Source organism: Bosea sp. PAMC 26642 (assembly GCF_001562255.1).
In the GTDB taxonomy this organism is placed as follows: domain Bacteria; phylum Pseudomonadota; class Alphaproteobacteria; order Rhizobiales; family Beijerinckiaceae; genus Allobosea.
Map to the genome: position 1 here is coordinate 3,831,541 of NZ_CP014301.1, position 25,443 is coordinate 3,856,983.

Annotated in this window: 20 protein-coding genes; 10 read left to right on the plus strand and 10 right to left on the minus strand. The window is 63.5% G+C overall.

Annotated elements, in window-relative coordinates; all coding sequences use genetic code 11:
• Positions 1-88: 88 nt before the first annotated feature.
• Together AXW83_RS18465 and AXW83_RS18470 are read right to left on the minus strand one after the other, a co-directional pair.
• The gene (locus tag AXW83_RS18465) at positions 89-457 is read right to left on the minus strand and encodes a DUF2147 domain-containing protein (protein WP_066620776.1); all 369 of its coding nucleotides are present in this window, start codon (positions 455-457) and stop codon (positions 89-91) included.
• Between the two features lie 28 nt (positions 458-485).
• The gene (locus AXW83_RS18470) at positions 486-1,088 is read right to left on the minus strand and encodes a hypothetical protein (protein WP_236841710.1); all 603 of its coding nucleotides are present in this window, start codon (positions 1,086-1,088) and stop codon (positions 486-488) included.
• Positions 1,089-1,233: 145 nt separating this feature from the next.
• Here AXW83_RS18470 and AXW83_RS18475 point away from each other — a divergent pair, with 145 nt between their 5' ends.
• The 6 genes from AXW83_RS18475 to paoC all read left to right on the plus strand — a co-directional run bounded on the left by AXW83_RS18475 (position 1,234) and on the right by paoC (position 8,598).
• A complete protein-coding gene (locus AXW83_RS18475; protein ID WP_210179718.1) occupies positions 1,234-2,571 on the plus strand; it encodes an NAD(P)/FAD-dependent oxidoreductase in 1,338 nt (445 codons plus the stop codon).
• Positions 2,568-3,371: a DUF1365 domain-containing protein gene (locus AXW83_RS18480; protein ID WP_066615788.1), complete on the plus strand. Its 804-nt coding sequence runs from the start codon at positions 2,568-2,570 to the stop codon at positions 3,369-3,371. The genes AXW83_RS18475 and AXW83_RS18480 overlap by 4 nt, the downstream gene beginning before the upstream one ends.
• Positions 3,368-4,600, plus strand: coding sequence for an SAM-dependent methyltransferase (locus AXW83_RS18485; protein ID WP_066615790.1), 1,233 nt, complete (start codon positions 3,368-3,370; stop codon positions 4,598-4,600). Before AXW83_RS18480 ends, AXW83_RS18485 begins: the two co-directional genes overlap by 4 nt.
• A 204-nt stretch (positions 4,601-4,804) precedes the next feature.
• Complete coding sequence (gene paoA, locus AXW83_RS18490) at positions 4,805-5,440, plus strand: aldehyde dehydrogenase iron-sulfur subunit PaoA (protein WP_066620780.1); 636 nt, start codon at positions 4,805-4,807, stop codon at positions 5,438-5,440.
• The gene (locus AXW83_RS18495; RefSeq protein ID WP_066615791.1) at positions 5,437-6,387 is read left to right on the plus strand and encodes an FAD binding domain-containing protein; all 951 of its coding nucleotides are present in this window, start codon (positions 5,437-5,439) and stop codon (positions 6,385-6,387) included. Before paoA ends, AXW83_RS18495 begins: the two co-directional genes overlap by 4 nt.
• Positions 6,388-6,390: 3 nt before the next feature.
• Positions 6,391-8,598, plus strand: a complete 2,208-nt coding sequence (gene paoC / locus AXW83_RS18500; protein ID WP_066615793.1) for an aldehyde oxidoreductase molybdenum-binding subunit PaoC — start codon at positions 6,391-6,393, stop codon at positions 8,596-8,598.
• 86 nt (positions 8,599-8,684) lie between these two features.
• On the opposite strand, the gene AXW83_RS18505 is transcribed toward paoC, so the two are convergent.
• From AXW83_RS18505 to AXW83_RS18525, 5 genes are all read right to left on the minus strand, one after another.
• The gene (locus tag AXW83_RS18505; RefSeq protein WP_066620783.1) at positions 8,685-10,976 is read right to left on the minus strand and encodes a beta propeller repeat protein; all 2,292 of its coding nucleotides are present in this window, start codon (positions 10,974-10,976) and stop codon (positions 8,685-8,687) included.
• Positions 10,977-11,086: 110 nt separating this feature from the next.
• Positions 11,087-11,851, minus strand: a complete 765-nt coding sequence (locus AXW83_RS18510) for a WecB/TagA/CpsF family glycosyltransferase (RefSeq protein ID WP_236841711.1) — start codon at positions 11,849-11,851, stop codon at positions 11,087-11,089.
• Positions 11,852-12,231: 380 nt separating this feature from the next.
• The gene (locus AXW83_RS18515) at positions 12,232-13,251 is read right to left on the minus strand and encodes a glycosyltransferase family 2 protein (protein WP_066615795.1); all 1,020 of its coding nucleotides are present in this window, start codon (positions 13,249-13,251) and stop codon (positions 12,232-12,234) included.
• Positions 13,248-14,627 carry an MATE family efflux transporter gene (locus AXW83_RS18520; protein ID WP_156640173.1) on the minus strand — a complete coding sequence of 460 codons (1,380 nt, stop codon included), beginning with the start codon at positions 14,625-14,627 and terminating at the stop codon, positions 13,248-13,250. Before AXW83_RS18520 ends, AXW83_RS18515 begins: the two co-directional genes overlap by 4 nt.
• 159 nt (positions 14,628-14,786) lie before the next feature.
• Positions 14,787-15,905: a glycosyltransferase gene (locus AXW83_RS18525; protein ID WP_082767230.1), complete on the minus strand. Its 1,119-nt coding sequence runs from the start codon at positions 15,903-15,905 to the stop codon at positions 14,787-14,789.
• A gap of 1,172 nt (positions 15,906-17,077) precedes the next feature.
• Here AXW83_RS18525 and AXW83_RS18530 point away from each other — a divergent pair.
• The 3 genes from AXW83_RS18530 (at position 17,078) to AXW83_RS18540 (ending at position 22,235) form a co-directional block, all read left to right on the plus strand.
• A complete protein-coding gene (locus AXW83_RS18530) occupies positions 17,078-18,175 on the plus strand; it encodes a GNVR domain-containing protein (protein ID WP_168166121.1) in 1,098 nt (365 codons plus the stop codon).
• A 143-nt stretch (positions 18,176-18,318) separates the two neighbouring features.
• A complete protein-coding gene (locus tag AXW83_RS18535) occupies positions 18,319-19,602 on the plus strand; it encodes an O-antigen ligase family protein (RefSeq protein ID WP_066615803.1) in 1,284 nt (427 codons plus the stop codon).
• Positions 19,603-19,838: 236 nt separating this feature from the next.
• Positions 19,839-22,235 (plus strand): GH12 family glycosyl hydrolase domain-containing protein, encoded by a 2,397-nt coding sequence (locus tag AXW83_RS18540; protein WP_066615805.1) that lies wholly within the window; start codon positions 19,839-19,841, stop codon positions 22,233-22,235.
• Positions 22,236-22,365: 130 nt separating this feature from the next.
• On the opposite strand, the gene AXW83_RS18545 is transcribed toward AXW83_RS18540, so the two are convergent.
• Positions 22,366-23,394, minus strand: a complete 1,029-nt coding sequence (locus AXW83_RS18545; protein WP_156640175.1) for a hypothetical protein — start codon at positions 23,392-23,394, stop codon at positions 22,366-22,368.
• Positions 23,395-23,704: 310 nt separating this feature from the next.
• On the opposite strand from AXW83_RS18545, the gene AXW83_RS18550 reads away from it, so the two are divergent.
• Positions 23,705-24,517 carry a DUF72 domain-containing protein gene (locus AXW83_RS18550; protein WP_066615809.1) on the plus strand — a complete coding sequence of 271 codons (813 nt, stop codon included), beginning with the start codon at positions 23,705-23,707 and terminating at the stop codon, positions 24,515-24,517.
• A gap of 175 nt (positions 24,518-24,692) precedes the next feature.
• On the opposite strand, the gene AXW83_RS18555 is transcribed toward AXW83_RS18550, so the two are convergent.
• Positions 24,693-25,160: a YbaK/EbsC family protein gene (locus AXW83_RS18555; RefSeq protein ID WP_066615810.1), complete on the minus strand. Its 468-nt coding sequence runs from the start codon at positions 25,158-25,160 to the stop codon at positions 24,693-24,695.
• On the minus strand, positions 25,157-25,435 hold the full coding sequence (locus tag AXW83_RS18560) for a hypothetical protein (RefSeq protein ID WP_066615812.1): 279 nt from the start codon (positions 25,433-25,435) through the stop codon (positions 25,157-25,159). The genes AXW83_RS18555 and AXW83_RS18560 overlap by 4 nt, the downstream gene beginning before the upstream one ends.
• Positions 25,436-25,443 lie beyond the last annotated feature (8 nt).

Here is a 25,443-nt window from a genome sequence, read left to right on the forward strand (position 1 = left end):
CGCTGCGGCTCTCGCCTTGCGCACGCCATCGACAGTCAGTGATAGCGCGGCAACCATATGCAAGATACGCCAAGGCGACAGCCCCGGATCACTGCGCGGCGCTCCAGCCGACGTCCCGACAGATCAGGCGCCTGACGATGCAACCGCGCGTGACGAGGGCGCCCGCTTTGGCCGTAACCGTCATCGAAAAGGTCCTGTCACGCTTGGGATCGTAGGCGCTTCCGGAAAAGGTCCCGTCGGGTTGGCGCGAGAGGGTCATGATGAGCTTGTCCCCGGCCGCCTCGCCCGTGCTGGTATCGCCGATCCAGAGGTTGGTGGCGCAGATCTTGTCGCCGCATGGCGCGATGCGCACACGCGCATTGCCGTCATCGCGCAACCATGTCCCGTCGAGATCCGCGGCGGCTGCGCTCGCAGCCGAGAGGGAAGCGAATCCGACGGCAAGCAGAGAACGGCTCATGGCGATGTCCTTATCCGCGAATGCCTGTTTACGCTCCGCGGGCATCGTCGGTTTCATCGAGATGCGAATTCATGGCGAGGCGGGTGGCGAAAAGCCAGCCGATCAACGCGGTCAGGGATGCCGCGCTGAGAAAGTTGAGACGCTGCAGGGCGGCATACTCTCCCGGCTCATAGACGTGCAGCGGAAAGCCCGGCATCTGAGCCGGCAGCAGGTAGGCGACGAAGGCCAGCGCTGCGAAGCCGAACGCGAAGGCGCGTTCGGTGCGTCGAAACAGCAGCAGCGCGAGCACGATGCAGGGAAACAGAAACACTTCGACGCCTGAGCCCGGACCGAAAGCAAAGCGGCAGAGCAACGTGTTGCCAATGCCGGCGATGAGCAGGAGCAAGCGTCCGAGCAGCGGACTGCGCCGCATCGCGGCCGGAACGGCTGCGAAGAGGGGTGTCGACAAGAAGGTGATGTAGGACGGCGAGATGACCGGCGAGACCGCCCAATAAAGATACAGCGGATAGAATGGCTGGTTAGAGACGATCACGAGCGCGACGGTGTTGGCGATCGCCGCGCGCGGATCGGGATGCGCCGCATAGGCACCGATCGCTGCGATGGCCCGTTTCAACCCGTCGACCGGCATCATTCAACCTCTGCGGAAACTCTGTTCTCCCTTCACTTACGCAGCAGGCTCGGCGGCGGGTCACCCCGGGGCAATTTTTGGGCGCCGGACGGTAAATCCAGTCGGGCTCCCGCCGCGTATACCCGTCATGAACAGCGAAATTGCATCGATGGAGCGGGTGCGGGGGAAACCGATGAGGGTCGCCGTGATCGGCGCCGGAATCTCGGGTCTCTCGGCCGCCTGGCTGCTCGGACAGGCGCATGATGTCGTGCTGTTCGAGGCCGCCACACGGCTCGGCGGACACGCGAACACGGTTCGACTCGGCGGCGATGACGCAGGGACGGCGGTCGACACCGGCTTCATCGTCTACAACGAGGCGACATATCCCAACTTCATCGCGCTGATGGCGCACCTCGGCGTTGCGACGCAGCCGACCGAGATGTCCTTCGCCGTATCGCTCGACGCAGGGCGCCTGGAATACAGCGGCACCAGCGTCGCTGGACTGTTTGCCCAGCGCAGCAACCTGTTCCGCCCGCGCTTCTGGGCGATGCTGCAGGACATCGCCCGGTTCTATCGTAACGCTTCGAAGGATGCGCTGACCGGCGATGCAGAAAACGTTTCGTTAGGCGATTATCTCGCCGCCGGCGGGTACGGAGCTGCTTTCCGGGACGACCACCTGTTGCCGATGGCGGCTGCGATCTGGTCGGCACCGTGTGCCGAGATACTGTCCTATCCTGCTGCCGCTTTCCTGCGCTTCCACCATAATCACGGGCTGCTCCAGCTCACCGATCGACCGGCCTGGCGCACCGTGACCGGCGGCAGCGCCGTCTATGTCGACCGGTTGCGCAACGCCTTTTCCGGCACGGTCCGGACCGGTACGCCGGTCAGGCAGGTCAGTCGTGCCGCCAACGAAGTGGTTCTGTTCGGCGACGGCTGGAGCGAGCGTTTCGACGAAGTGGTCTTCGCCACTCATGCCGACCAGACGCTGGCCATGCTCGCCGATCCCGGTACGAGGGAAGCCGAGGCGCTCGGCGCCTTCCGATACAGCCGTAATCGTGCGGTGCTGCACAGCGACCCGGCGCTGATGCCGAGGCGCCGGCGCGCCTGGGCGAGCTGGAATCATATCGGGGAGCGAAGCCGGCCGGAGGCTGCTTGCGCTGTCACCTACTGGATGAACCGGCTCCAGGGCTTGCCGGAAGCGCGGCCGCTTTTCGTGACGCTCAACCCGCCGGACAGGCTGCGCGCGGAGGCTGTCCTGCATGAGGACATCTACGAGCATCCGCTGTTCGATGCTGCGGCACTGGATGCGCAAACACGGCTATGGTCGCTGCAAGGCGCGCGGCACAGCTGGTTCTGCGGCGCCTATTTTGGCGCGGGCTTCCACGAGGACGGACTTCAGGCAGGGCTCGCCGTCGCCGAGGCGCTCGGCGGTGTCCGACGTCCCTGGAGCGTTCGCGACGAGTCCGGTCGCATCCCGCTGCCCGCACCGCGGAAGCAGGCAGCATGAACTGGACCTCTGCCCTTTATGTCGGGCGGGTGCGGCACCACCGGTTCCGGCCGAAGCCCCACGCGTTGGCCTACCGCGTCTTCTGGATGCTGCTCGACCTCGACGAGATCGACCGGCTGGCGGCGGGATTGCGTCTCTTCTCCCGCAATCGCTTCAATCTCTACGCCTTTCGCGACACCGATTACGGCGACCGAAGCGGGCGGCCTTTGCGGTTGCAGATCGGCGAAATCCTGGCAAGCGCCGACATCGCCTGGGACGGTGGCCCGATCCGGCTCCTGACGATGCCACGCATTCTGGGTTACGCGTTCAACCCGATCAGCACCTATTTCTGCTATCGGCTCGACGGAAGCCTGTGCGCGACCGTCTACGAAGTGCACAACACCTTCGGCGAGACCCACAACTACGTCGCGCCCGTCGGTGCCGAGGCGGGACCGTTCGTCCAGGAGGCCCGCAAGCTCTTCCACGTCTCGCCCTTTATGGGGCTTGCGATGCGCTACGCCTTCCAGATCGTGCCGCCTGACGAGCATGTCTCCGTCTCGATCGACGGCCACGACGCCGCAGGCCGCCTGATCGCCGCGACGATGAGCGGCAACCGCGTCGAGCTTGGTGACGCGGCGCTCTTGCGGCTGCTGGCAACCCATCCCCTGCTCACGCTGAAAGTCACTGCCGCCATCCACTGGCACGCGCTGCGTTTGCTGGCGAAGCGCATTCCCTGGCGGCCGCATCCGGCGCCGCCGGCACGTCCGTTCAGCCTGGGCAGTGCCGGGGCATCGCATGATAGAGGACCGGTGGAGCCATGAGCCTGCCCGAAACAGAGCAGCATCCTGCGATAGCCGAGCAAGCGCTCTCGCCACGCGGAATCGGACTGTCGCGCTGGTTCCTGCGCCGAATGCTGTCGCGGATCGCTATCGGACGCCTGACCGTCGTCACACCCGAGGGCGAGCGTCTCTATAGCGGACATGCCGCGCCCGGCCCGCAGGCCATGATCGTCCTGAAGAGCTGGCGCCCCTTGAGAATGTTGCTGCTGGATGGCGACATCGGCCTGGCCGAGGCCTATCGCGACGGCGATCTCGAGACCCCGGATCTGACCGCGCTGATCGAGCTCGGCGCGCGCAACGACGCGACGTTGCGCAAGCTGGTCTCGGGCGCATGGCCGGCGCGCTTGCTCAATCGTCTGCGTCACCTGATCAACGCCAACACCCGCGCCGGCAGCCGCCGCAACATCATGGCGCATTACGATCTCGGCAACGAGTTCTATGGCCACTGGCTCGATGACAGCATGATGTACTCGTCGGCACTCTACGACGCGCCCACGGAGTCGCTCGAAGCGGCGCAGCAGCGCAAGCTCGACAGGATCGTCGCCATGCTCGATCTTTCGGGCGGCGAGCACGTCCTCGAGATCGGCTGCGGCTGGGGAGCGCTGGCCGAGCGGCTGGCACACGAAGGCTGCCGCGTGACCGCGATCACCTTGTCGCCGGCGCAGCTGGATGCGGCCCAGCGGCGTGTGGCCGAGGCCGGCCTCGCCGAGCAGGTCAGCTTGCATCTGCAGGATTATCGCGACATTTCCGGCAAGTTCGACCGCATCGTTTCGATCGAGATGATCGAGGCGGTCGGGCGCGCCTATTGGCCATCCTATTTCGCGACATTGAGCCGTTCGCTCCGCCCCGGCGGTCGGGCTGTGCTGCAGGCGATCACGATCGACGACGGTGTCTTCGAGGCCTATCAGCAGGGCACCGATTTCATCCAGCGCTACATCTTTCCCGGCGGCTGCCTGCCATCCGTACCTGCATTGGAGAGCGAGGCGACCGGAGCCGGTCTTGCGACAATCGAGCGGCTCGATTTCGGGGCGAGCTACGCCGTGACCCTGAAGGAGTGGCGTCGGCGCTTTCAGGAGCGCTGGTCCGAGATCGCGCCACTCGGCTTTGACGATCCGTTTCGCCGTATGTGGGAATTCTATCTCTGCTATTGCGAAGCCGGCTTTCGGGCTCGAACGATCGATGTCAGCCTAATCGCCCTGCAAGCACGTTGAGGCGCGCCATCACCTGAGCACCGACGTGGGCACGGGTCTTTTATCCGTCCGCTCATCCGGTCTCGCGGCAGGGCTGACGAATTCGTGTGTCCCGATTTTTAGAACGAGAATGAACTAGGAGCCGACTGGGCCGTTCCTCCTCGCAACGCAACACGATCCCCCAAAATGGCGATCGTGCCGCGCAGACATGAACCGGAGGCGGATATGCCGAATCCAGACGAGCTGAAATTGAACAGGCGAGATCTCATGGCCGCCGCCGGTACATGCGCCGTCTTGCCCGTCATTAGCACGAGCGCGCGCTCTCAGCCTGCTCCCACGGGTCAACCGGTGAAGGCCGAGGTTTCTTTCACCGTGAACGGCGAAAACCAGGTCCTCAACGTCGACACTCGCACGACGCTGCTGGATGCATTGAGAGAGCATCTGCGCCTGACCGGCACCAAGAAGGGTTGTGACCACGGCCAATGCGGCGCCTGCACCGTCATCGTCGACGGCCAGCGCCTCAACTCCTGCCTGACCCTCGCGGTCATGCACCCGAACGCCAGCATCACGACCATCGAGGGCCTCGGCAGCGTCGATAAGCTTCACCCGATGCAGGCAGCCTTCGTCAAGCATGACGGCTTCCAGTGTGGCTACTGCACGCCGGGTCAAATCTGTTCCGGCGTCGCGATGCTCGACGAAATCAAGGCCGGCGTTCCCAGCCATGTCAGCACCAGCCTGACCGCGCCGCCCGATGTGACGGAGGAGGAAATCCGCGAACGCATGAGCGGCAATATCTGCCGTTGCGGAGCCTATTCGAACATCGTCGACGCGATGATGGAAGTTTCCGGGAGGCGGGCATGAGAGCTTTTACCTACGAGCGCGCCGGCTCTCCGACGGCGGCCGCGGCGGCCGCGGCCGCCAACCCGGCGGCGAAGTTCATCGCCGGCGGGACCAATCTGCTCGACCTGATGAAGCTGCAGATCGAGGCACCGACACATCTCATCGACGTCAATGGCCTCAACCTCGACACCATCGAATCGACGCCCGACGGGGGGCTGCGCATCGGCGCCTTGGTCCGTAATACGGCGCTGGCATCCGACGAGCGCGTGCGCCGCGACTATGGCGTGCTGTCCCGTGCGATCCTGGCAGGTGCGTCGGGGCAGTTGCGCAACCGCGCGACGACAGCTGGAAATCTGCTCCAGCGGACCCGTTGTCCCTATTTTTACGATACCGCCCAACCCTGCAACAAGCGCCAGCCCGGTAGCGGCTGCTCGGCGATCGGCGGCTTCACGCGGCAGCTCGCCGTCGTCGGTAGCAGCGAAGCCTGCATCGCCACGCATCCATCCGACATGGCCGTCGCGCTGCGTCTGCTCGATGCGACGGTGGAAACCCTCAAGCCGAACGGGACCAAGCGCTCGATCACAATCGCGGACTTCCATCGCCTGCCGGGGACGACACCGCACATCGAGACGGCCATGGAAGCCGGCGAACTGATTACCGCGGTCACACTGCCGAAGCCCGTTGGTGGGACGCAGATCTATCGAAAGGTACGCGACCGGGCATCCTACGCGTTCGCCCTGGTTTCGGTCGCTGCCATTGTGCAACGGGACGGATCGGGACGCGTGGCACTTGGCGGCGTCGCTCCCAAACCTTGGCGCAGCGAGCAGGCTGAGGCGGAGCTGTCGCGTGGCGCGAAGGCTACGGCGGCGGTGCTGCTGGATGGTGCCAAACCCACCCGCGAGAACGCGTTCAAGTTGCCGCTGGTCGAGCGCACGCTTGGCGCAGTCCTGGCCGAAGCGAGGGCCTGACCCATGAAATTCGACAAGCCCGCAACAGAGAACCCGATCGACCAGCTGAAGATCGTCGGCCAGCCCCACGACCGCCTCGACGGACCGCTGAAAGTTACCGGCGGCGCGCGCTACGCCTACGAGCAGCACGATGTCGTGCCGAACCAGGCCTATGGCTACGTCCTCGGCTCGACCATCGCCAAGGGCAAAATCGCATCGCTCGCGCTCGATGCGGCCCGAAACGCACCGGGCGTTCTCGCCGTCATCACGGCCACGGAGGCCGGCAAACTTGCAAAGGGCAAACGGAACACGGCGCGCCTGCTCGCAGGACCGGATATCGAACACTACCATCAAGCGGTGGCGCTCGTCGTAGCCGAGACCTTCGAAGAAGCCCGTGCTGCCGCAAGCCTCATCCGGGTCGAGTATGTTGCTGCCGCAGGCGCGTTCGATCTCGATGCCGCGAAGAGCGGGGCTGCCGAACCCGAGGGCGACGATCCAAGTCTGGCCGACACGCATGTCGGCGACTTCCCCGGTGCCTTTGCGAAGGCTTCGGTCCAGCTCGATGAAACCTACAGCACGCCCGATCAAAGCCATGCGATGATGGAACCGCACGCGACGCTGGCGGCCTGGGAGGGCGACAACCTCACGCTCTGGACCTCCAACCAGATGGTCGCCTGGGGGGTTGCCGACATGGCGCAAACGCTGGGAATCCCCAAGGAGAAGATCCGTATCGTCTCCCCGTTCATCGGCGGGGGCTTCGGCGGCAAGCTCTTCCTGCGCTCGGATGTGCTGTTGGCGGCGCTGGGAGCACGAGCGGCCAGGCGTCCCGTCAAGGTGGCGCTGCAGCGGCCGCTGATCATGAACAACACGACGCATCGACCGGCGACGATCCAGCGTATCCGGATCGGGGCGAACACGGACGGCCGGATCACGGCGATCGGCCATGAGAGCTGGTCAGGCGACCTTGCCGTCGGGGGACCTGAAGTGGCGGTTCAGCAGACGAGGCTGCTTTACGCTGGCGCAAACCGCATGACGGCGATGCGCCTGGCCGTTCTGGACCTGCCTGAGGGCAACGCCATGCGCGCGCCGGGAGAGGCGCCGGGTCTCATGGCCCTGGAAATGGCGATGGACGAGATGGCCGAGAAGCTCGGCATCGACCCGATCGCGTTTCGGGTCCTCAACGACACGCAGGTCGATCCGGAAAAGCCGGAGCGGCCGTTCTCGATGCGCCGCCTCGAGGAATGCTTTCGGCTGGGCGCCGAGCGCTTCGGCTGGGAGCGGCGGGCTGCACGGCCGGGCCAGATGCGGGATGGCCGCTGGCTGGTCGGAATCGGCGTTGCAAGCGCCTTCCGCAACAACCTGGTGATGAAATCGGCGGCCCGTGTCCGGCTTGAGGCCGACGGTACGGTCACGGTCGAGACGGACATGACCGACATCGGTACCGGCAGCTACACCATCATCGGCCAGACCGCGGCGGAGATGCTCGGCGTCTCTCTCGACAAGGTTGTCGTGCGGTTGGGTGATTCCCGGTTTCCCGTGTCGGCGGGGTCGGGCGGGCAATGGGGCGCCAACAGCTCGACAGCCGGCGTCTATGCAGCCTGCGTCAGGCTGCGCGAAGCCGTCGCCCAGAAACTCGGCATCAACTCCACCGAGGCGGTTTTCGCCTATGACACGGTTCGCGCGGGCAATCGCAGCCTGCCGCTTGTTCGCGCCGTCGAGGCAGGTCCGTTGGTCGGCGAGGATATGATGGAATACGGAGATCTCGACGAGACACATCAGCAATCGACCTTCGGCGCGCATTTCGTCGAAGTTGGTGTCGATGCGGCCACCGCCGAGACACGGATCAGGCGAATGCTCGCGGTCTGCTCGGCCGGTCGAATCCTCAATCCCAAGACAGCCCGCAGTCAGGTCATCGGCGCGATGACGATGGGCGCAGGAGCCGCTTTGATGGAAGAACTGGCCGTCGATACCCGCCGCGGCTTCTTCGTCAATCACGATCTTGCCGGTTATGAGGTGCCTGTTCATGCCGACATCCCGCATCAGGATGTCGTCTTCCTCGACGAAACCGACCCGATGTCCTCGCCGATGAAGGCAAAAGGCGTGGGAGAACTCGGCATCTGCGGTGTCGGCGCCGCCGTCGCGAACGCGATCTACAACGCCACCGGCGCGCGCGTACGCGACTATCCGATCACGCTCGACAAATTGCTGAACCGTATGCCGGATGCCGCATAGGGCTCCATTGCGAGAAAGTATCCCGGCGCCTCAGGTCGTTACGCTCAATTCACCGCGGATGACGCCTGAGACGCCGAACTCGTACTCTACCGGACGTCGGTGCATTCGCTTGCGTTCGGAAAGCGGTATGGAGCGGCATTGCATGTCGCCGGTTCGCCATAGCGCCAGCCCGAGCCCTTATACCCGACGTAAACCCGGCCGAAGCGGTCCTTGTCGGCCTCGACGACGGAAACCTGGTCGAGCGTGCCGAGCGGAAAGCCAGCGACCTGTTTCCAGCTCGATGCGTCATCCGTCGATCTCCAGATCCCGTAGCCGCCCGAGACACGTCCCGACAGGAAGATGGTCGGGTAAGTCGAACCCTCCGCTGCCTTTCCGAAGCCGATATCGTCGACGTGATCGACGTTTGGAAGCTGTGTCCAGCTCGCTCCCCCGTCGATGCTGCGGCGAAGACGCAGATCCTGGCCTTCCGCGACACCTGAGGTGAAGAAGAGGTGGCCCTCCTTGCCAGGAACGGCGCGCAGCTTGGCGCTAAAGCCGCTATGGGGCGCGATCTCCCGATCGTAGATGCGCGCCCAGCTTCCTCCGCCATCCTGTGTCCGCCAGAGACCCCTGAGCGCCACATTCCGGCCCTCGCCGGAATGGAAATAGTAGAACACGCCCGGGCTGACGCGATCGGCGGTCAGCGTGCGGCGCACATAGTAATACTGTGCGTGCGAGCCCGTATTGGGGAGAGTCTCGCCAGGGAGCTGGACTCGCGTCCAGCTCGCGCCGCGATCCATTGTATAGAACGGGGAACGATCGAAGCTGGGAAGCCAGATGATGTTTTTGGTATCATCGGACGAGACGGCGATGCTGCCGAACGACATGCGCCAGGGGTCGCTGGCTTGCGTGCCCGGGGGCTGGGGCAGGCTTGGAAACCGCGTCCAGCTGCGCCCGGCGTCGAGGCTGTAGCCTGCGAGAACCGACTGCCCATCCTGCGAGCAGCAGTCCATCCGGGTGTCGGATGCGTTGGTGACGAGGAAGTTCGGATCGGATGCGCTCCAGTCGACCTGCTGCGCTGCGATCAGGACGCGCTCCTTCGGCCCGTAGGTCGTCGAGAAGGCGTCGAGATCGGTCTTGAGATGAATGCCGAAATCCCAGGATGCGAACAGGGGCGCGCGACCGGGCGGGTGGACGGCGTCGTTGGCGACGAGTTCCTCGACGCCGCGGGTCTGGCTCGTCCAGACGATTTCCTGCGCCGTTTCCGGCATGTCGGCGACATAGACGCCCGTGCCCGCGCTGTTGATCATGCGGTCGGGCAGAACCGGATCGAAGACGACGCGGCTGGTGGCGAAATAGGACTGGTTGGCGACCCGCAGCCATGGCGGGTCGCCCTCGCCGACCCGGGAGCGATGCGACAGCCTGACCCAGCGCTCGCCGCCGTCGCCGGAGCGAAATGCGCGGCCGTTTTCCTCGAAGACGAAAATCTGGCCATTGCGCGGATTGATCGCGACGGATGCGAAACGCCCCGTCGTCAGGCCGCGATGTTCTGTGAGGTTGGTCCAGGATGCGTCCCGCAAGCGCCAGAGCGTGCCGCTTTCGATGTCGACGCCATAGAACGTACCGTCGGGGGCGAAGGCGCCGTGCTTGAGCGTCTTCGGCTGCGGCCGATCGGCCGCGACGAGCGGCGCAAAACTGCGGCCGGCGTCGCTCGATACGAACAGGCCGTTGCCTGCAGACATCGCCAGAATACGCCCGGAATAGCGGCTCCCAGCGACACGCTCGAACCAGGGCAGAACGCCCGGGCTCTGGACGCCGGCGGCGGGGCGCAGATCCTGCCCCTTCGGCATACCGGCCACGCTTTGCCAGGTCACGCCTGCATCCTGCGATCGAAGCAGGCCGTCTTCCGGAGTTCCAAGAAAGACGAGATCGGGATCGACAGGGCTGACGGCCATGAACGAGCCGTAGTGCCGGAACTCGCTGTTGGGGTCGAATTTCATGGGAAAGGGCTTGGCGTGCGAGGCCCGGACGAAGCTCGTTCCGCGGTCGTCGCTGCGATAGACGTGGCCCTTGATGGCCATGTAGATTCGCTCCGCCTTCGATGGCGCGACGGCGATCTCGTAGACACCGTCGGCGGCGCCATTCTGGACGCGATCGCTTTCCGGCATCGTCGAGGCCGTGACAAGCTGTGCCCAGCGCGCGCCGTCCGCGATCCAGAGATAGGCGCCATACACGTCGGTGCGAATGACGCGGGTCGCCCCGCTCCTGTCCGCGTCATAGCCCGTGATGAAGCCGCCGCCGCCGATGGCCACGGGCTTCCAGAGATAGCGTTCCGTGCTGGCCGGCGTCACCGGCGATGTCTGTGCCCTGGCCGTCCCCGCGGTCTGTCCCAACAGCATGAGAACAGCTGCGAGACCGGCAACGATGCTTCGGATCGCCTCGCCTCGTCGTTGCATGGGCCGCTCACATTGGACAGATTTTTTCGGGGCTTGCGCCTGCAGCTCCGCCACTAGTCGTGCGTCTTGGTGGCGAGATGGTAGGCCGCGCTCGGATTGGTCTTCAGATACCGGGTTCCCAGGCGCCTCGGTTCGAGCGCCGCCCGATGCAGCCATTCGAGACCGGCCGTCTGCATCCAGGCCGGTGCCCGGCGCCGCAGCCCGGCGCAATGATCGAACAGGCCCCCGCATGTCCTGATCCAGGCGAGCCCACTCAGGCGATGGCGGTTGGCGATCGCGAACGCCTCCTGATGCGGCGTCCCGAGGCCCAGCCAGAGCACGTCGGCTCCGCTCGCCACGATCTCTTCGCAGATCGCGGGCTCGTCCTCCTTGTTGAAATAGCCGTCGCGGATGCCGACGATCTCGAGGCCGCGATGGCGCGCGGTCAGCGCCTTGGCCGCAAGCGCCGCCACGCCGGGCAGCGCGCCGAGGAAGAAGAACCGCAACCCGTTTTCGACTGCGGCATCGGATGCATCATGGATGAAATCGGTCGTCGCGACCCGCTCCTGCAGCGGACGCTTGCAGAGCAGGCGCGTCGCAAGGACCAGCGGCATACCGTCGGCGTCGATGATGTCGGCCTGATCGAGCAGGTCCCGAAAGCTGGCTTCGCGATGAAAGGTGGCGATCGAGGCGCCGTTCGATGCGATCACGACCCGCGGAACCGTAAGTTCACCCGCTCTGGAGAGCCGGCAATCCTGCACCATCTGCCGGGCCAACTCCGAGCGCGTCAGGCGGGCGGTCGTAATGCCGCCGACAACCACCGTTTCGAAGGCCTGCATGTGACCTCAGACCTCCAGCCATATGTGACGCACGATCGCGCACTCGCCATTTTCAGCCACAAGAATTATCGTGACGCAGTTCCCGCCAAATCTCAATCCGAAATGCCGGTCCAGTCCCAAGGGTCATATGCATGTCCTTTGGCAACAGTCCCTGAGGCTCTACTCTTTCGAATACATCTGAGCAAGATTCGAGCCATACAGCCGGTTACGATCAGTTCAAAGGCTCGCTGTTCCGTTCGTGGAGCGCCAATCGGATGCGCCGCTTTACTGGCAGACCTTCAAGCGCCGGTTCATCGACAAGCCTGGATGTTAACGCCTGCGATATCGCCCGTGTCGGCTGAGAGGTCAACCGCCAAGTCGGACTTTCGATATCACGGACATCAGCGCGCGGTCATCTGCTCGCCGCCGACCGTCACCGATGCCAGGGGTTGGCGCGGCGGCACCCTTTTGCGGAAGAAACCGGCGATCAAACCCGCTGCACCGGCGTTCCAGGATACGAAAGAGTATAGTCCGAGCCGGATCGAGCGGCGTCGGACGGAAAGGAACCCGATCGGCACGAGCAGCGCCGCCAAGATCAGGCCCAGTCGTCCCGCGGGGCTCAGCCCCGGCGCGAAGGCAAGCGCGATCAGCAACACCCACCACAGGATGACGACGATGCCGTTGCGGATATGGCCGAGGTCGCGCAGGACGAGCTTGAAATGCTCGCGTCCGAGGGCCCCACGAAGAACCTCGCCGGTCGCTCCGGAATAGCCGGACCTGAACCGCTTCCACATCAGGCGGTAGCCATCCATCGCATGGCCGTAGTGTTTCACCGCTGGAACGTCGATCCGCGCGAGCTTCCAGCCGCGGGCGCGCAGCCGCGCGCCGAGGTCGAACTCCTCGAAGGCGTGGAGATTCCGATCCGCGAAATATCCGGCCTCCCGGATGGCCGAAGCTCGGTAGAGGCCGCCACAATCCAGTCTGTCGACAGTGCCGGGCAGCCAGTTGGCTTCGCGCCGAACGCTCTCGGCGCGGATCTGGAACTCCTGGGCCTGCGTGTGCATCTCCTGGACATGGCCGCCGACGCCCGCGACATCGGGATTGGCTTCGATGAATGCGATCGCGGCCGGGAGAAACCCGGGCTCGATGACCATGTCGCCGTCCAGCAGATAGAAATATTCGCCTTGCGCATGTTGGAAGGCGAGCTGCGCACCGGCTCCACAGGAACGTTCGTTCGGATCGGCGAGCTGGACGATCCGGACCGGATACCGGCCGGCGATTTCGATCGTCCGATCGACCGACCCGCTATCGGCCAGGATCACCTCGCCGCCCACGGCACCTGCGGCCTCGACGGCGCTGCCCAATGCCGCCGCGATATGCCTCTCTTCGTTGAGCGCCTTGATGCCGATCGTCAGTTTCATGGTCCAGCTTCGACTTTCCCACCTTCGCCTGCCGCGCCGGCAGCAAGCTCTTCATCACCCATCGCCGGGGACGCTGCCCTGGCCGCTTCCGTCAGCATTCGTATGCGCCAATGCCTGGTCTGTCGCCAGATCCAGACCGCAAATACGGCCTCGCCGATCAGAACGCCAGCGATCGACCAGAGCGGGCCCTTCGCGAGCAGGAGCAGGGTCACGGCGGGAAGCGAAGCGAAGGCCGAGACCACGCTCGCCCAGGCCAGCGGCCGGAAGACGCCGGCAGCCTGCAGCAAGGTGCTTTCCGGCATACGAAGAAGCCGCACGAAGGCGACCGCCATCCACAGGGCGGCGCCGGTCGCGATGTAGCTCAGCTCATAGCGCGCCGGAAACAGCACATGCGGCGCCAGGATCAGGATCGCCGTGCCGAGTGCCGCGCTCGCCACCCATACCGCGACGAGCACCGCGCGGAAGACGATCAATGCGCGCAAGGCGAGATCGAGCCGACCTTTTGCGAGCTGCCGGGCCATCTGAGGCCGCTCGAATTCGGACAGGGCATTCATCACAACGCCGATCGGCCGGATGAGCAGGGCGCTGGCCGCGAGCGTCGCGAAGGCGGCAGGCCCGGCAAACAGCGTCACGATATAGGCATGGGCATTCCCGGTGGCCTCGGTACTGACGACCCCGGCCAGCGACCAGCGCGCATGTTGCGTCCAGACGTCCCGATATCGCGGCGCGTCCTTCCAGGACAGGTGGACGAACTGGCGCGCAAGAAACCGGCGCCCGAACGGCAAGAGTGCCACGACGGTGCTCGCAAGCAGCGCGGCGCAGGGGGCGGTCACCGTCTCGCTACGCCAGACCATCATCAGCCCGATCGCTGCGAACAAGGCGACCGTGTAGACGATATCCGACGTCACCGTCTGCAGAGGCGCACCCATCGCATAGGCGTAGGCACGGGCGAACCAGCGCAACAGGGCGAATGCCACATAGGCTGCAAACAAAGCTGCCGCGATCGATTCAAGTCCGACGGCGGCACCGATAAGCCAGAACAGCCCGAAGGCGAGCGTTCCAAGCAGCAGGTTCATCGCGAAGAACGCATTCGCCATGCTCTCGCGGCGCTGCGTGTCGGGCTCGGTCAGCACGATCGGCAGGGGCGCACAGAACAAGGCGCTCCAAAGCCCCAGGCTGAACTGGAAGGTGACGAGCAGGAAGGAAAATGCGCCGAACGAGGCAGGCGTCAGCGCATGAAGCATCTGGAGCGCCAGAACGAACTGGGCCGCGGCAGAGCCCACCGGGCCGACGACGGCCATGCCGTAGCGCAAAAACCTGCCGAAGCGGGCCTGTGCCGGAGCGGATCGATGGTCTTGCTGTGCTGGACCGCTCATGAGGTGGCTCGCCGCTCCGAAGATGTCGAGAGGATCGACTGGCCTGCAGATCCTTCGACGATGCCGGTACTCCCTATCAGGCGGCAGGCGCCCATGTCAGCTTCGTCTTCGCGGTGCGGCAGGCCGTGTCGGAGGGAGAAAAGCCGTTCCGGCGGCGCTTCATTCTCGGCCGACGACGCGACCGTAAGCCGCCATCATCCTGTCGAATGTGGCCGTCGAGGCCAGATGGCCGGCCTTGGCGGTCCAGGAATCGTATTGGGCATCGTCTTCCAGGAGCGATCGGATGGCGTTCGCGAGCCCGACCTCATCATGAGGATCGACCACGATGCCGCAGAGCTGTCCATCCTCACTCGTCACGCCTTCGACCTGAACCGGCACGCTCGACACGACCAAGGGAAGGCGCAAGACCGCAGCCTCGATGAGCGCAAGGCTGTGTCCCTCGAAAAGGCTCGGCTGGACGAAGACGTCGCCGCCGGCAAGGACTGACAAGGTCTCTTCCCGCGGCAGTTGACCCAGGAACACCATGCGATCCGTCACGCCGAGGTTGGCGGCGAGCTCCTTGAGCTCGATCTCGTCGGGGCCGGAGCCGACGATATAGGCTATGGCATCGGGCAGGAGAGCCATCGCCCGGATCAGCACGGGATAGTTCTTCTGCGCGGCAAGGCGTCCCGTCGCGACGAGCTTGTGACGCGGGCTCGCCGGTTTGCGCGTCGAGGCAAGCGCGGCAAGGCGTGCTTCGATCCGAGGCGGGAGCGCGTTGTGGATGGTGCGCCGCTTGGCCCTGTAACCGGCCGATTTTCCGTCCAGGGACCTGCTGACGGTGTCCGAGACGCTGACGATGGTCTGAACGTTGGCGAGACGGCCGATGATGCCGTCCGCCGCGTTTAGCAGCCGATTATATGTCATGACCGGGGTATGGTGCGAGATAACGCAGCGCGTCTTCACGCCGGCAAGCTTCGCAGCCAAAGGCACGATCACATTGGCCGCGGGCATGGCGGTCAGCACGAAATCCGGCCGCTCCTTGCGGAAAAAACGAACCAATGCCGCGAGGAGCTGCATCCGCCCGGCAATCGAGGTCGGGCGCCTGGGGACAATATGGGTCCAGGGCAACTTCGCCGGGGCTTCCACCATTTTGCCCTGGAACGGGTACAGGGCGCACAACTTGGCGCTGAACCCCAGTTCGCTGAAACCCTCGGCAATATTAGCCCATATCTCCTGTGCGCCGCCAGGAGATGAATGCGATACCATGAAGACGATAGATGAAGTACTGTCGGTCATTCTTCGATCTGAAAATATATGATGATACTAGCGCTCATATCTACTGCCCGCTTCGCGCGGTCTCTTTTGGAGAAAATGGTGCCTTGCAGGCTGCCATTCTCGATCTAATTTGTCCAGAGGCTCACCCTTTACTCACGGGGAGGCATATACATCGATCTATGGTCGTCCCTTCGAAAGGCTCTGTTAGACAGAGCCGGGAAAATGGCGTGATGGAGCGCGTCCCGTCGCTGGCCGTCCGTTCCGACATCGCCTGCGCGGGCTTCAGATCGTCCATTCGCGCTCGACCTGCCGTTTCAATCGGGAAAACGCCTGTCCCGAAAACCATGAAGAATTCGGTAACCACGAAGGGTCTGCGACGTTGAACCGCACTCGCATGTGACGGGCGGTGCGCGCTGTCAGGACAATCGATGCTCGTCGGGCAAAGCGTCAGATTTCAGTATTGAAATCATATGGAATCCAAATTCGGCAACTTTGCTTTCGTCTTCTGGCACCCGCCGTGGTTAAAATCCGACGGATTCGTCCGAAATTTCCAATACCCTCGAATATTAATCTAATTAATCAATTTAAAAATCACATATATTTTGAAAACTGCTAAATATATTGGCTATACTTCAATATACATCAGGATTCCAACCGGCCTTGGCCGACATTCGCCGGGGGTTTCCTTTACAGTTCGAGGTGGTTTGCGATACGGTGCGTTCGTCGTCGAAATGGCGTGATTTCCAGTTCGATCATGAGCTTGGCGATCGGCGCATCAATCCGGGATCTGCGAGTCAAGAATGCCCCGTTTCAGAGCCTTGGATCCCTCGCTAGGGACCGTCGTCGGTGCTGCCTGGAAGCATAAGGCGGCTTTTTCAAGCACTCTGGTCTGTGGTCTCGCGCTCTTCATCGTCGCGTATTTTCTGATTCCGCCCGTCTACGAATCGTCGACGTCGCTGCTGGTCGGCCAAGCGGGAACCGATCGATTGGCCACTGCGAGGGCGCCGGCGGAAACGATGATTTCGCTCGCGCGTATTGCGGAGAGCGAGGAGGTCATTCGACCGGCAATCGAGCGGGTCGGCCTCGAGAAACTCCAGATCGCCGAGTCTTCGGGGCTGCTGAAGGGGGTCGGAGGCAAGATCCGGGCTCTCGTTCGGGGCGAAGAGGCGAATGACGGGCCGATCATCTCGGATATGGACAAGGCGGCGGCGCAGCTGAGCAAATCGGTCTCGGTGCGGACCGAACCTAATTCCGAAGTTCTCAAGATCGTGTTTCGCCATCGCGATCCGGTGGTCTCGGCGCAGTTCGCCAACGCCCTTGCCCAGTCCTTCATCGAGCGTCAGATCAAGCTGCTCGATCGGCCGGGCGCGGTCGACTTCTTTCGGGTCCAGACGAGCCGCTTCGACGCGGAGGTCGAGCGCCAGTCGGCATTGTTTCATACGTTCGTGACCAAGCAGATGACCTATTCGGTCGACGATCAGCGGACGCTGCTGCTGCGGCGTTCGAGCGAACTCGCCGCAGCGTTGAGTGCGACGCGCGGCCAGCTAGCCGAAAAACAGGGTCAGGCCGCGGCTCTGACCGCCCAATTGCGGCTGCTGAAGCCCGTCACGCAGTCACCCTTCGTCTCTACCCTCGTCGATAGCCTCGGGGGCAAGGCTCTTGTCGGACCGGTTCCGAGAAGCCCATCGCGCGGGGGGTCGATCGAAGGCGAGCCGCCCTTGCTGATGATCAAGGTCTATCAGGACGGCATTGCCGCCCTTTTCAAGCTGAACTCCGATCTAGCCGGCATCAGGGACATGCAAACCCAGCAGGAGGCCGAGGTTGCCAAGATCAATGGTGAACTCGCCGCACTTGCCGCGAGCCAGACCGAGTTCGAGCGCTTGAAGCGGGATGTCGCATTGGCGACATACAACGCCGAAATTTACGCCAAGCGAACAGTCGAAGAGCAGATCGAATCTGATCTGAGGTCGGCGAAGCTGTCCAATGTGCGCGTCATCCAGGGATCGCTCGTGCCCCTGCAGGCGGTGTTCCCCAACGGGCCCATCTTTGCCGCTCTTGGACTTGTGTTCGGCACGATCCTCGGTCTCGCCGTGACGCTCCTGATCGAGAGCCTGAGCGCGGACTCCACCGCTCCGCTGGTGGAGCGCCGCTCCCAAAGCGCGACGCCTGCGCCTGTTGCCAACGACCAGCCGGCCGGCGCACGACCCGTCCTGCATCGGCCCTCGCTCGTGGCATCCATGGCGGTGGCGCGCGACAGAGGGCCGGGTCAGGTATCGTCGCGGCAGGCCTAGTCCAACTTCGCTGCCCGCGAAGTAGCGGAAAGTGCCATCGAGGAAGCAGGCGATCCCGCGATGGAGACATGCGATGATACCGGCATGACGGGTCACGGTTCGCTTCACGCGGCGAAGCGCCTCCGCCCTACCGGGCCGGTGTCATGAACCAACGCGCCGATATCAGTTCGGCGAGCCGTCCGGAGTGGCTGCCGCGCGTTGGCTTGTTTGGAGCCGCCTTCGCGGTCACGGCGGCCATGGTCGTCACGGCTCCCCTGGTGACGGTGTCCACAGGAGCGCCACTGACCGGAGGCGGGAATTCGGCGCGGCAGTTGGGATATCTCTCGGCCTTCCTCGTCATGCTCTATGCAGCGGGCGGCTTTCACGACTTCAGGAAGCTCCGGATGCTTCCGCTGGGTCTCGGCCTCGTCCTGCTATGGTGCTGGGCGAGCGTGTTCTGGGCCGTCGATCCGAGCATCGCGGTCCGCCGGTTGACGCTGACGACCCTGATCATATGCGGAGTGTTCATTGCCGCCAGGGGCATGGATGCGGCGCAGATCTTCAAATATCTGCGGCTTATTCTCGTCGCGACGCTGGTGGCCAATTACCTGGCGGTCGCCCTGTTTCCGCAGATCGGCGTGCACCAGTTCGAGCCCGGCGGCGATCCGAGTCTGATCGGCGGCTGGCGCGGCGTGTTTCCGGAGAAGAACGCCACCGGAGCGGTCTGCGCCATCACGATCATCCTCTTCCTGTTCGACACCAGGAACGTGTCGGCCAAGCTGAGCCTCGTCATCATCGCCGCGACAGCTTTTTTCCTGGTGCAGACCGGTTCGAAGACCTCGCTCGGCCTGGTCGGGCTGTCCCTCCTCGTCGGGTGGGGTTACCGCGGGTACAACCGGCGCTATTGGGCCGTGACGATCTTCTTGATCGTCCTGATCGCCTTCGCAGCCTTCGCCTACGCGACCTTCCACTGGGAAGAGTTGATCGCTCCGCTCCGTCGCGAGGATACCCTGACCGGACGGTCGCAGATATGGCTCGTCATGGGCGCCTATATTTCTGACAACTGGCTCCTCGGTTCGGGCTATGGCGCGTTCTGGAACGTCGGAGAGGACAGCCCGGTCTATCGCTATATTAAGAGCGGAAGCTGGCTTGCCCTGGTCGCGAGCGGACATAACGGCTATCTCGACATCGCGGCGCAGATCGGCCTGCCCGGCGCGATAGCCGTATCCTATGTCCTGGTCGTCCAGCCCCTGTTCTCGTTGCTGGCCAATCAGACTGTTTCGAAGGAGCGTGGATCGCTTCTCATCGCGTCGCTGATCTTCTGCGCCTGCCATAATTTGACGGAATCGACCATTCTCGACAGGGATTCGTTCCTGCAGTTCTACCTCGTCTTGACCGTCGCCCTGATCGGCATGACGAAAGCGAGCGACGAGATGCCCGCGGCCTGAGCCGCTTGAGCTCGCGACTCGCCGCAAGCAGATCCCCCGTCCCTGCCGCCTTGCCTACCCGCGCGCCGGATTGCCCAGCGCCTGTGCGTCGCTGCCCATCAAACCGGCAAGCGCCCGCAACAACCACCTTCTCTAACGTAAGGTGGCAAGGTAGCGTTTACCAAGACTTCACATTAGCGGCTCATACCATCAGTTCGGTCAGGAGGATGACTCGATCTTCGGGGGGAATACAGCGCATGGCGTATATCAATGCCAAGGGCCTTCAGCTCAAGACATCCGGGCCAACCAACAACTGGCCGTCGAGCAGCACCGGCAGCGAGACGCAGCTTGGCAGCGCGGGGAACGACATCTTCCATGGCTTGGGATACGACAAGCTCATCGGCGGAGCGGGTGACGATACCTATGTGCTGTGGGATGATCGACCGGCGATGGTCGAATTGGCCGGCCAAGGGACCGACACGATCGACAGCCGCTATTGGGGTGCGGTGAAGCTTCCCGACAATATCGAAAACCTGTTCTTGAACTCCCCCGGCGCGAATTCCGGCACGGGCAATGCGCTCAACAATGTCATCGTTGCAGGAACGGTTGCAGCAACCCTCGACGGTCTGGGCGGAGACGACGTCCTCGTCGGCGGAAGCGGAGCGGATCTCTTCCGCGTCACGGCCGGAAACGGCTCCGACGCCATCATGAATTTCAAGCCCGGCCACGACGTCATTCAATTGAACAATTACGGGGTTTCGAGCTTCAGCCAATTGAAGTCGCTCGCGGCCCAGTCCGGGTCCGATGTCGTGTTCAGCTTCGCCAATGGCGAGAAGCTCGTCGTCCGCGACGTCGCGCTGTCGACACTCGCCGCCAATGATTTCGGAATGAAGCCCGACGCGGCTCCTCTGCCGTCGGGATACTCGCAATTGACCGGGCCAGGCGCCGCCTACAGCGCGAAAGGCTGGTATGTCCTCAACAACGTCTGGAACCCGGGGACGCTGGTCTACGGCAAGGACTACTCCATCGACAGCTCGTACACCGCTTCGGACCTGACGGCGAAGACGACCTTCAACTGGTCGTTTCCGTTGTCGACCGATGCCTATCGGCCGATCCTGGCCTATCCGGAGGTCATTTTCGGCCCCGCTCCTATGAGCGGCGGCAAGAAGGTCACGGACGTGGCGGGGGTCTTTCCCGTCAAGGTCAGCGCCCTGTCGGATTTCAAGGCCGATTACGACGTCAGCTATCAGGGGAACACCGACGGCTTCAACGTGTCCTTCGACATCTGGCTGACCAACGTCCCCAATGGCGGCCCGAGCACGGTCACCAACGAGGTCATGATCTGGGTCCACAAGGGTGGCCTGCCGCCCTATGGCGACCTCGTCGGAACTTACCAGAATGGCGACGTGACCGGGAAGATCTACGTTTCCCACAGCAACGCCTGGACCTATACGGCCGTTATTCTGGACAAGGACCTGCCTCGCGGCGAGATGGATATCGGCGGGATCTTCGACAAGCTGCAAAGCCTCGGGATCGTCTCGGCCAATGAATATGTGGCGTCCGTCGAACTGGGCGCGGAGGTCGTTGCCGGCACCGGATCGCTGACGATCAACAATCTGGATCTGAAGGTCCAGACCTATGGAGCGAATGGCCACGAGACGCTGATGAGCGTGACCGGCGCCGGCACGACCTTCACCGACATTTCCCCATCGGTGACGCCACCGCCGATTCCGGAGGTGCCACCGACGACCCCGGCTCCCACCGGCGACGACCGGGTCGCGTACAGCTCTAAGGCAGCGCTCGTGGACGGAGGCGCAGGGCACGACACTCTCGTCCTGAACGAGCGCGCGACCGTCGAGCTGGGCAATTCAACCAGCAGTCAGGTCCCGACCGGTTCGGCCTATGTCAAGAATTTCGAAAGCGTCGATGCGTCCGGTTCGACCGGGGCAGTGACGCTGAACGGCTCGCAATCCAACAATACGCTCACCGGAAGCGCCTTTGCCGATACACTGCGGGGCGGAGACGGCGACGACCTGCTGGTCGGCGGCGGCCAGGCAGACTACCTCTATGGCGGGGCCGGCAACGATCGCATCGTCTATGATGCCGCGGATGTCGTCGTTTCCGGCGACGCAGGCGTCGACACCCTCGTGCTCAAAAAGGCGGCGACGGTCGAGCTTGGGAATTTCTGGAGCAGCATGGTTCCCGGCGGTTCGGCCTATGTCATGGGCTTCGAAGACGTGGATGCATCGGGCTCCAATGCGGGCGTGACGCTGCGCGGTTCGCAGTACAACAACGCGCTCGCCGGCAGTGCCTTCGCCGACACGATGACGGGCGGCGGCGGCTACGACACCTTCGTCTTCAATACGAAGGTCGGCGGATCGAACATCGACAAGATCACGGATTTCCAGTCCGCCAACGACAAGATCGGTCTGGATGACCTGATCTTTGCCGGTCTGCCGTCGGGGACTCTGGCGGCCGGCGCGTTTCGCGCGGGTACTGCCGCCGTGACCGCAGCCCAGAAAATCGTCTACGATGAATCGACCGGCAAGCTTTATTACGACAAGGACGGCTCGGGAAGCCAATATCAGCCGGTCCAGTTCGCCGTTCTCGAGAACCACCCTCACATCACGAATACGGATTTCTTCGTGATTTGATGGCGCCGGTGCCTTTCTGGAAGGTGCCCCTGCGAACGCGGTCGTCCGCGTTGGCGGAGCGGAATGCAAAGGCGCCGCCGGGCACGCGCGTTCGGCGGAGCGGTCATAGCCAAGGCGCCGGCCATCGGGGCTACGGGATCTTGTAGGCGAACTCGAAGAGGCTCGATGGCCGCTCGACAATGTTGCATTGCTGGCGCGACCAGATCAGTTCCTTGGCTTCCGTGCTGCCCTCGATTTCATAGCCGAAGACGAAGAAACCTGTGGGGGCGGCGGTATAAGCCATCCTGATCATCGCGATCAGCAGCGTCCATGACAGGCCGCGATTGCCGGGCAACGAACCGCCGTCGATATAAAACATCGACCTGCCGAACTGCGTCCCGGAGAAGACACCGACAACCTTGGTACCGGTCATCACCGCAGCATTCACCGAATAGTGCCGGAAGGTCAGGATCCTGAAAGTGCCACGAACCAGCGCGCTCGACTTCGAGAACGCCATTCCTTTCGCGGCGAACAGCAATTTCCGGACGGCATTGGACCGGTTGAGCAGGCCGATGGCAGACGGACCGCGACGGATGTCGATCCGGACATCAGGATTTTCCAACGCCGCCTTCTTCAAATTCCGCTGCACGTTCTTGTGCAGCGAGCGAGCGTAGGCGTCCCAGTCTTCCGTAGTGGAGAAATCGACATACTGCATCCGGAAGCGGGTCGCGTCGATGAGCCGGGTGCCCTCGATGGGCTCCAACTGGCCTAGCCGGTCCCGATCCATGCTCCACAGAGAGCCGTAATGGAAACGTCCGCTTCCGATCTGCGACAGCAAGGCCCGCATACATGCCGTCCAGTAGTCGTCGAAGTCGGGGAGAAGCTGCAACCGGTCCTCGAAATGGTATGCGCCGTCGAAAAAACGAAGCGCGCACTGCCCGACCTTGGTTTCGAAGCCGTCATTGCAGGCATAGAATACGAAGAACTGGCGCTTGCCGAACAGGAACTGTGTGAGGTTTGCCCCGAAATTATAGGCGGAGCATTTGAACGAAGCGTCGCACGCCTGGGCAAACAGATCCCATTTGCGCCTGTCGACTTTCATGAAAGTGGATCGCTGGACGCGTATCGTCGTCCCCGCCACAAATGCGTTCATCAGTTCAGTCCGCTGCGGGCGTGGCATGTCAATACAATGGAGGCACAGGTAAGCGCCAAGCCTTACTTTAGTGTATCTGTCGATCTACGCAGGGGAATTCGTGGTTAACAATTTGACGGGGTCTTGGGGAGGTTTTATCGGCACCAAGGTGTCCTGAGTCAACCACCTGTGGTGGCAATGGAACGTTGCATACGCTGTCGGCGTCCTCGCGTCGCGCCACGCACACCTGCTGACTCTGATTGTCGCGACCTTCCTGCAGAAACCGAAATCGGGTGGTCTCCCCGAGCCGAAGCGGCGATAAGATCCACAGCCTTTGCCACGACCACGGGGACATGCGATGAGCGCCAATTCTGGCAAGATCCATATCGGTGTCGGCGGCTGGGTGTTCGAGCCGTGGCGCGGCGCGTTCTATCCAGACGGGCTGCCGCAGAAGCGCGAGCTCGAATATGCCTCCGGCAAGCTGAGCTCGATCGAGATCAACGGCACCTATTACGGCTCCCAGAAGCCCGAGAGTTTCGCGAAATGGCGTGCCGAGACGCCCGATAACTTCGTCTTCGCGTTGAAGGGCTCGCGCTACATCACCAATCGGCGCGTGCTAGCCGAAGCTGGCCCCTCTATCGAAAAGTTCTTCACGGGCGGCGTGACCGAGCTGAAGGAGAAGCTCGGGCCGATCAACTGGCAGTTCATGGGTACGAAAAAGTTCGATCCGGCCGATTTCGAGGCCTTCCTGAACCTCCTTCCCAAGACGGTCGACGGCATCGCGATCCGCCATGCCGTCGAGGTCCGGCACGACAGCTTCCGCTCGCCCGATTTCATCGCGCTGCTGCGCGACTACGGCGCCGCTTCGATAACGGCGGCAGACTCGCACTACACCCAGATCGCCGATGTCACGGCGCCTTTTGTCTATGCCCGGATCATGGGTGCGAAGGAGGCTGAGCCAAACGGCTATTCCGATGCCGCGCTCGATCTCTGGGCGAAGCGTGCCCGGAACTGGGCCTCTGGTGGAACGCCCGAGGGTCTCGATACGGTCGTGCCGCCCCAACCCGGCAAGGCTGCGCGGGACGTCTTTCTCTATGTCATCAGCGGCGACAAGGTGCGCAATCCGGCAGCTGCCATGGCGCTCATCGAGCGGGTCGGCGGCAAGGGCTGATCACTGCTGGAACAACCACTGTCATTCCGGGGCTTGGCGCAGCCAAGAGCCCGGAATCCATAAACACTGCCAACCGGAGAGAAGGCGCACGGCGCGGGCGCTCTTCTCCGCATCACCGGTGCTTATGGGTTCCGGGCTCGACCCTGCGGGTCGCCCCGGAATGACGGAGGTGGCGTCAGGCGATGTCCTGGCAGGCATCGACCCATTCGGCATTGGTCAGCGCGGCCATGCGCTCCGGGCTGATGCGGACGGCGCTCTGCGTCGAGCCTGCAGCGGGGACGACCTCGTCGAAGGCCTTGAGCGAGACGTCGCAGTACACGGACAGCGGCGCAGCCAGTCCGAAGGGGCAGACACCGCCAACCGGATGGCCGGTGATCGTAACGACTTCTTCCAGATCGAGCATACGCGGCTTCCCGCCGAAAGCGGCCTTGGCCTTTTTGTTGTCGAGCCGGGCGTCGCCGCGCGCGACCAGCAGCACGACGCGATCGCCGATCCTTAGCGACAGCGTCTTGGCGATGCGTGCAGGCTCGACGCCATGGGCTTCAGCCGCCAGCGCGACCGTGGCACTGCTGCCTTCCGTCTCGATGATGGCGATGTCCGGCGCCTTTTCGGCGAAGAAGGCGCGCACCGAGTCCAGGCTCATCCGGCTGTCCTGCCGACGATCCAGAGGATCAGCAGCGCGGCGATGGCCGGGACGCCGAAGACGACGAGCCCGATCGGCGCCTCCTCCGCGACCGTGTAGCCGGCCTTGCTGACGCCGACCCAGAGGTTGATCAACGTGGCGACCAGCCAGAGCGGGATGAAGACCTTCACCGCGAAGGCGATCGGATCGGCGCCCGAGATCGACAAGCGCGGCATCAGCACCAGGAGCAGCCCGAGCAAAGCGAAACCGCCGCCGATGACCTTGATCGTGTGCATGCCATCAT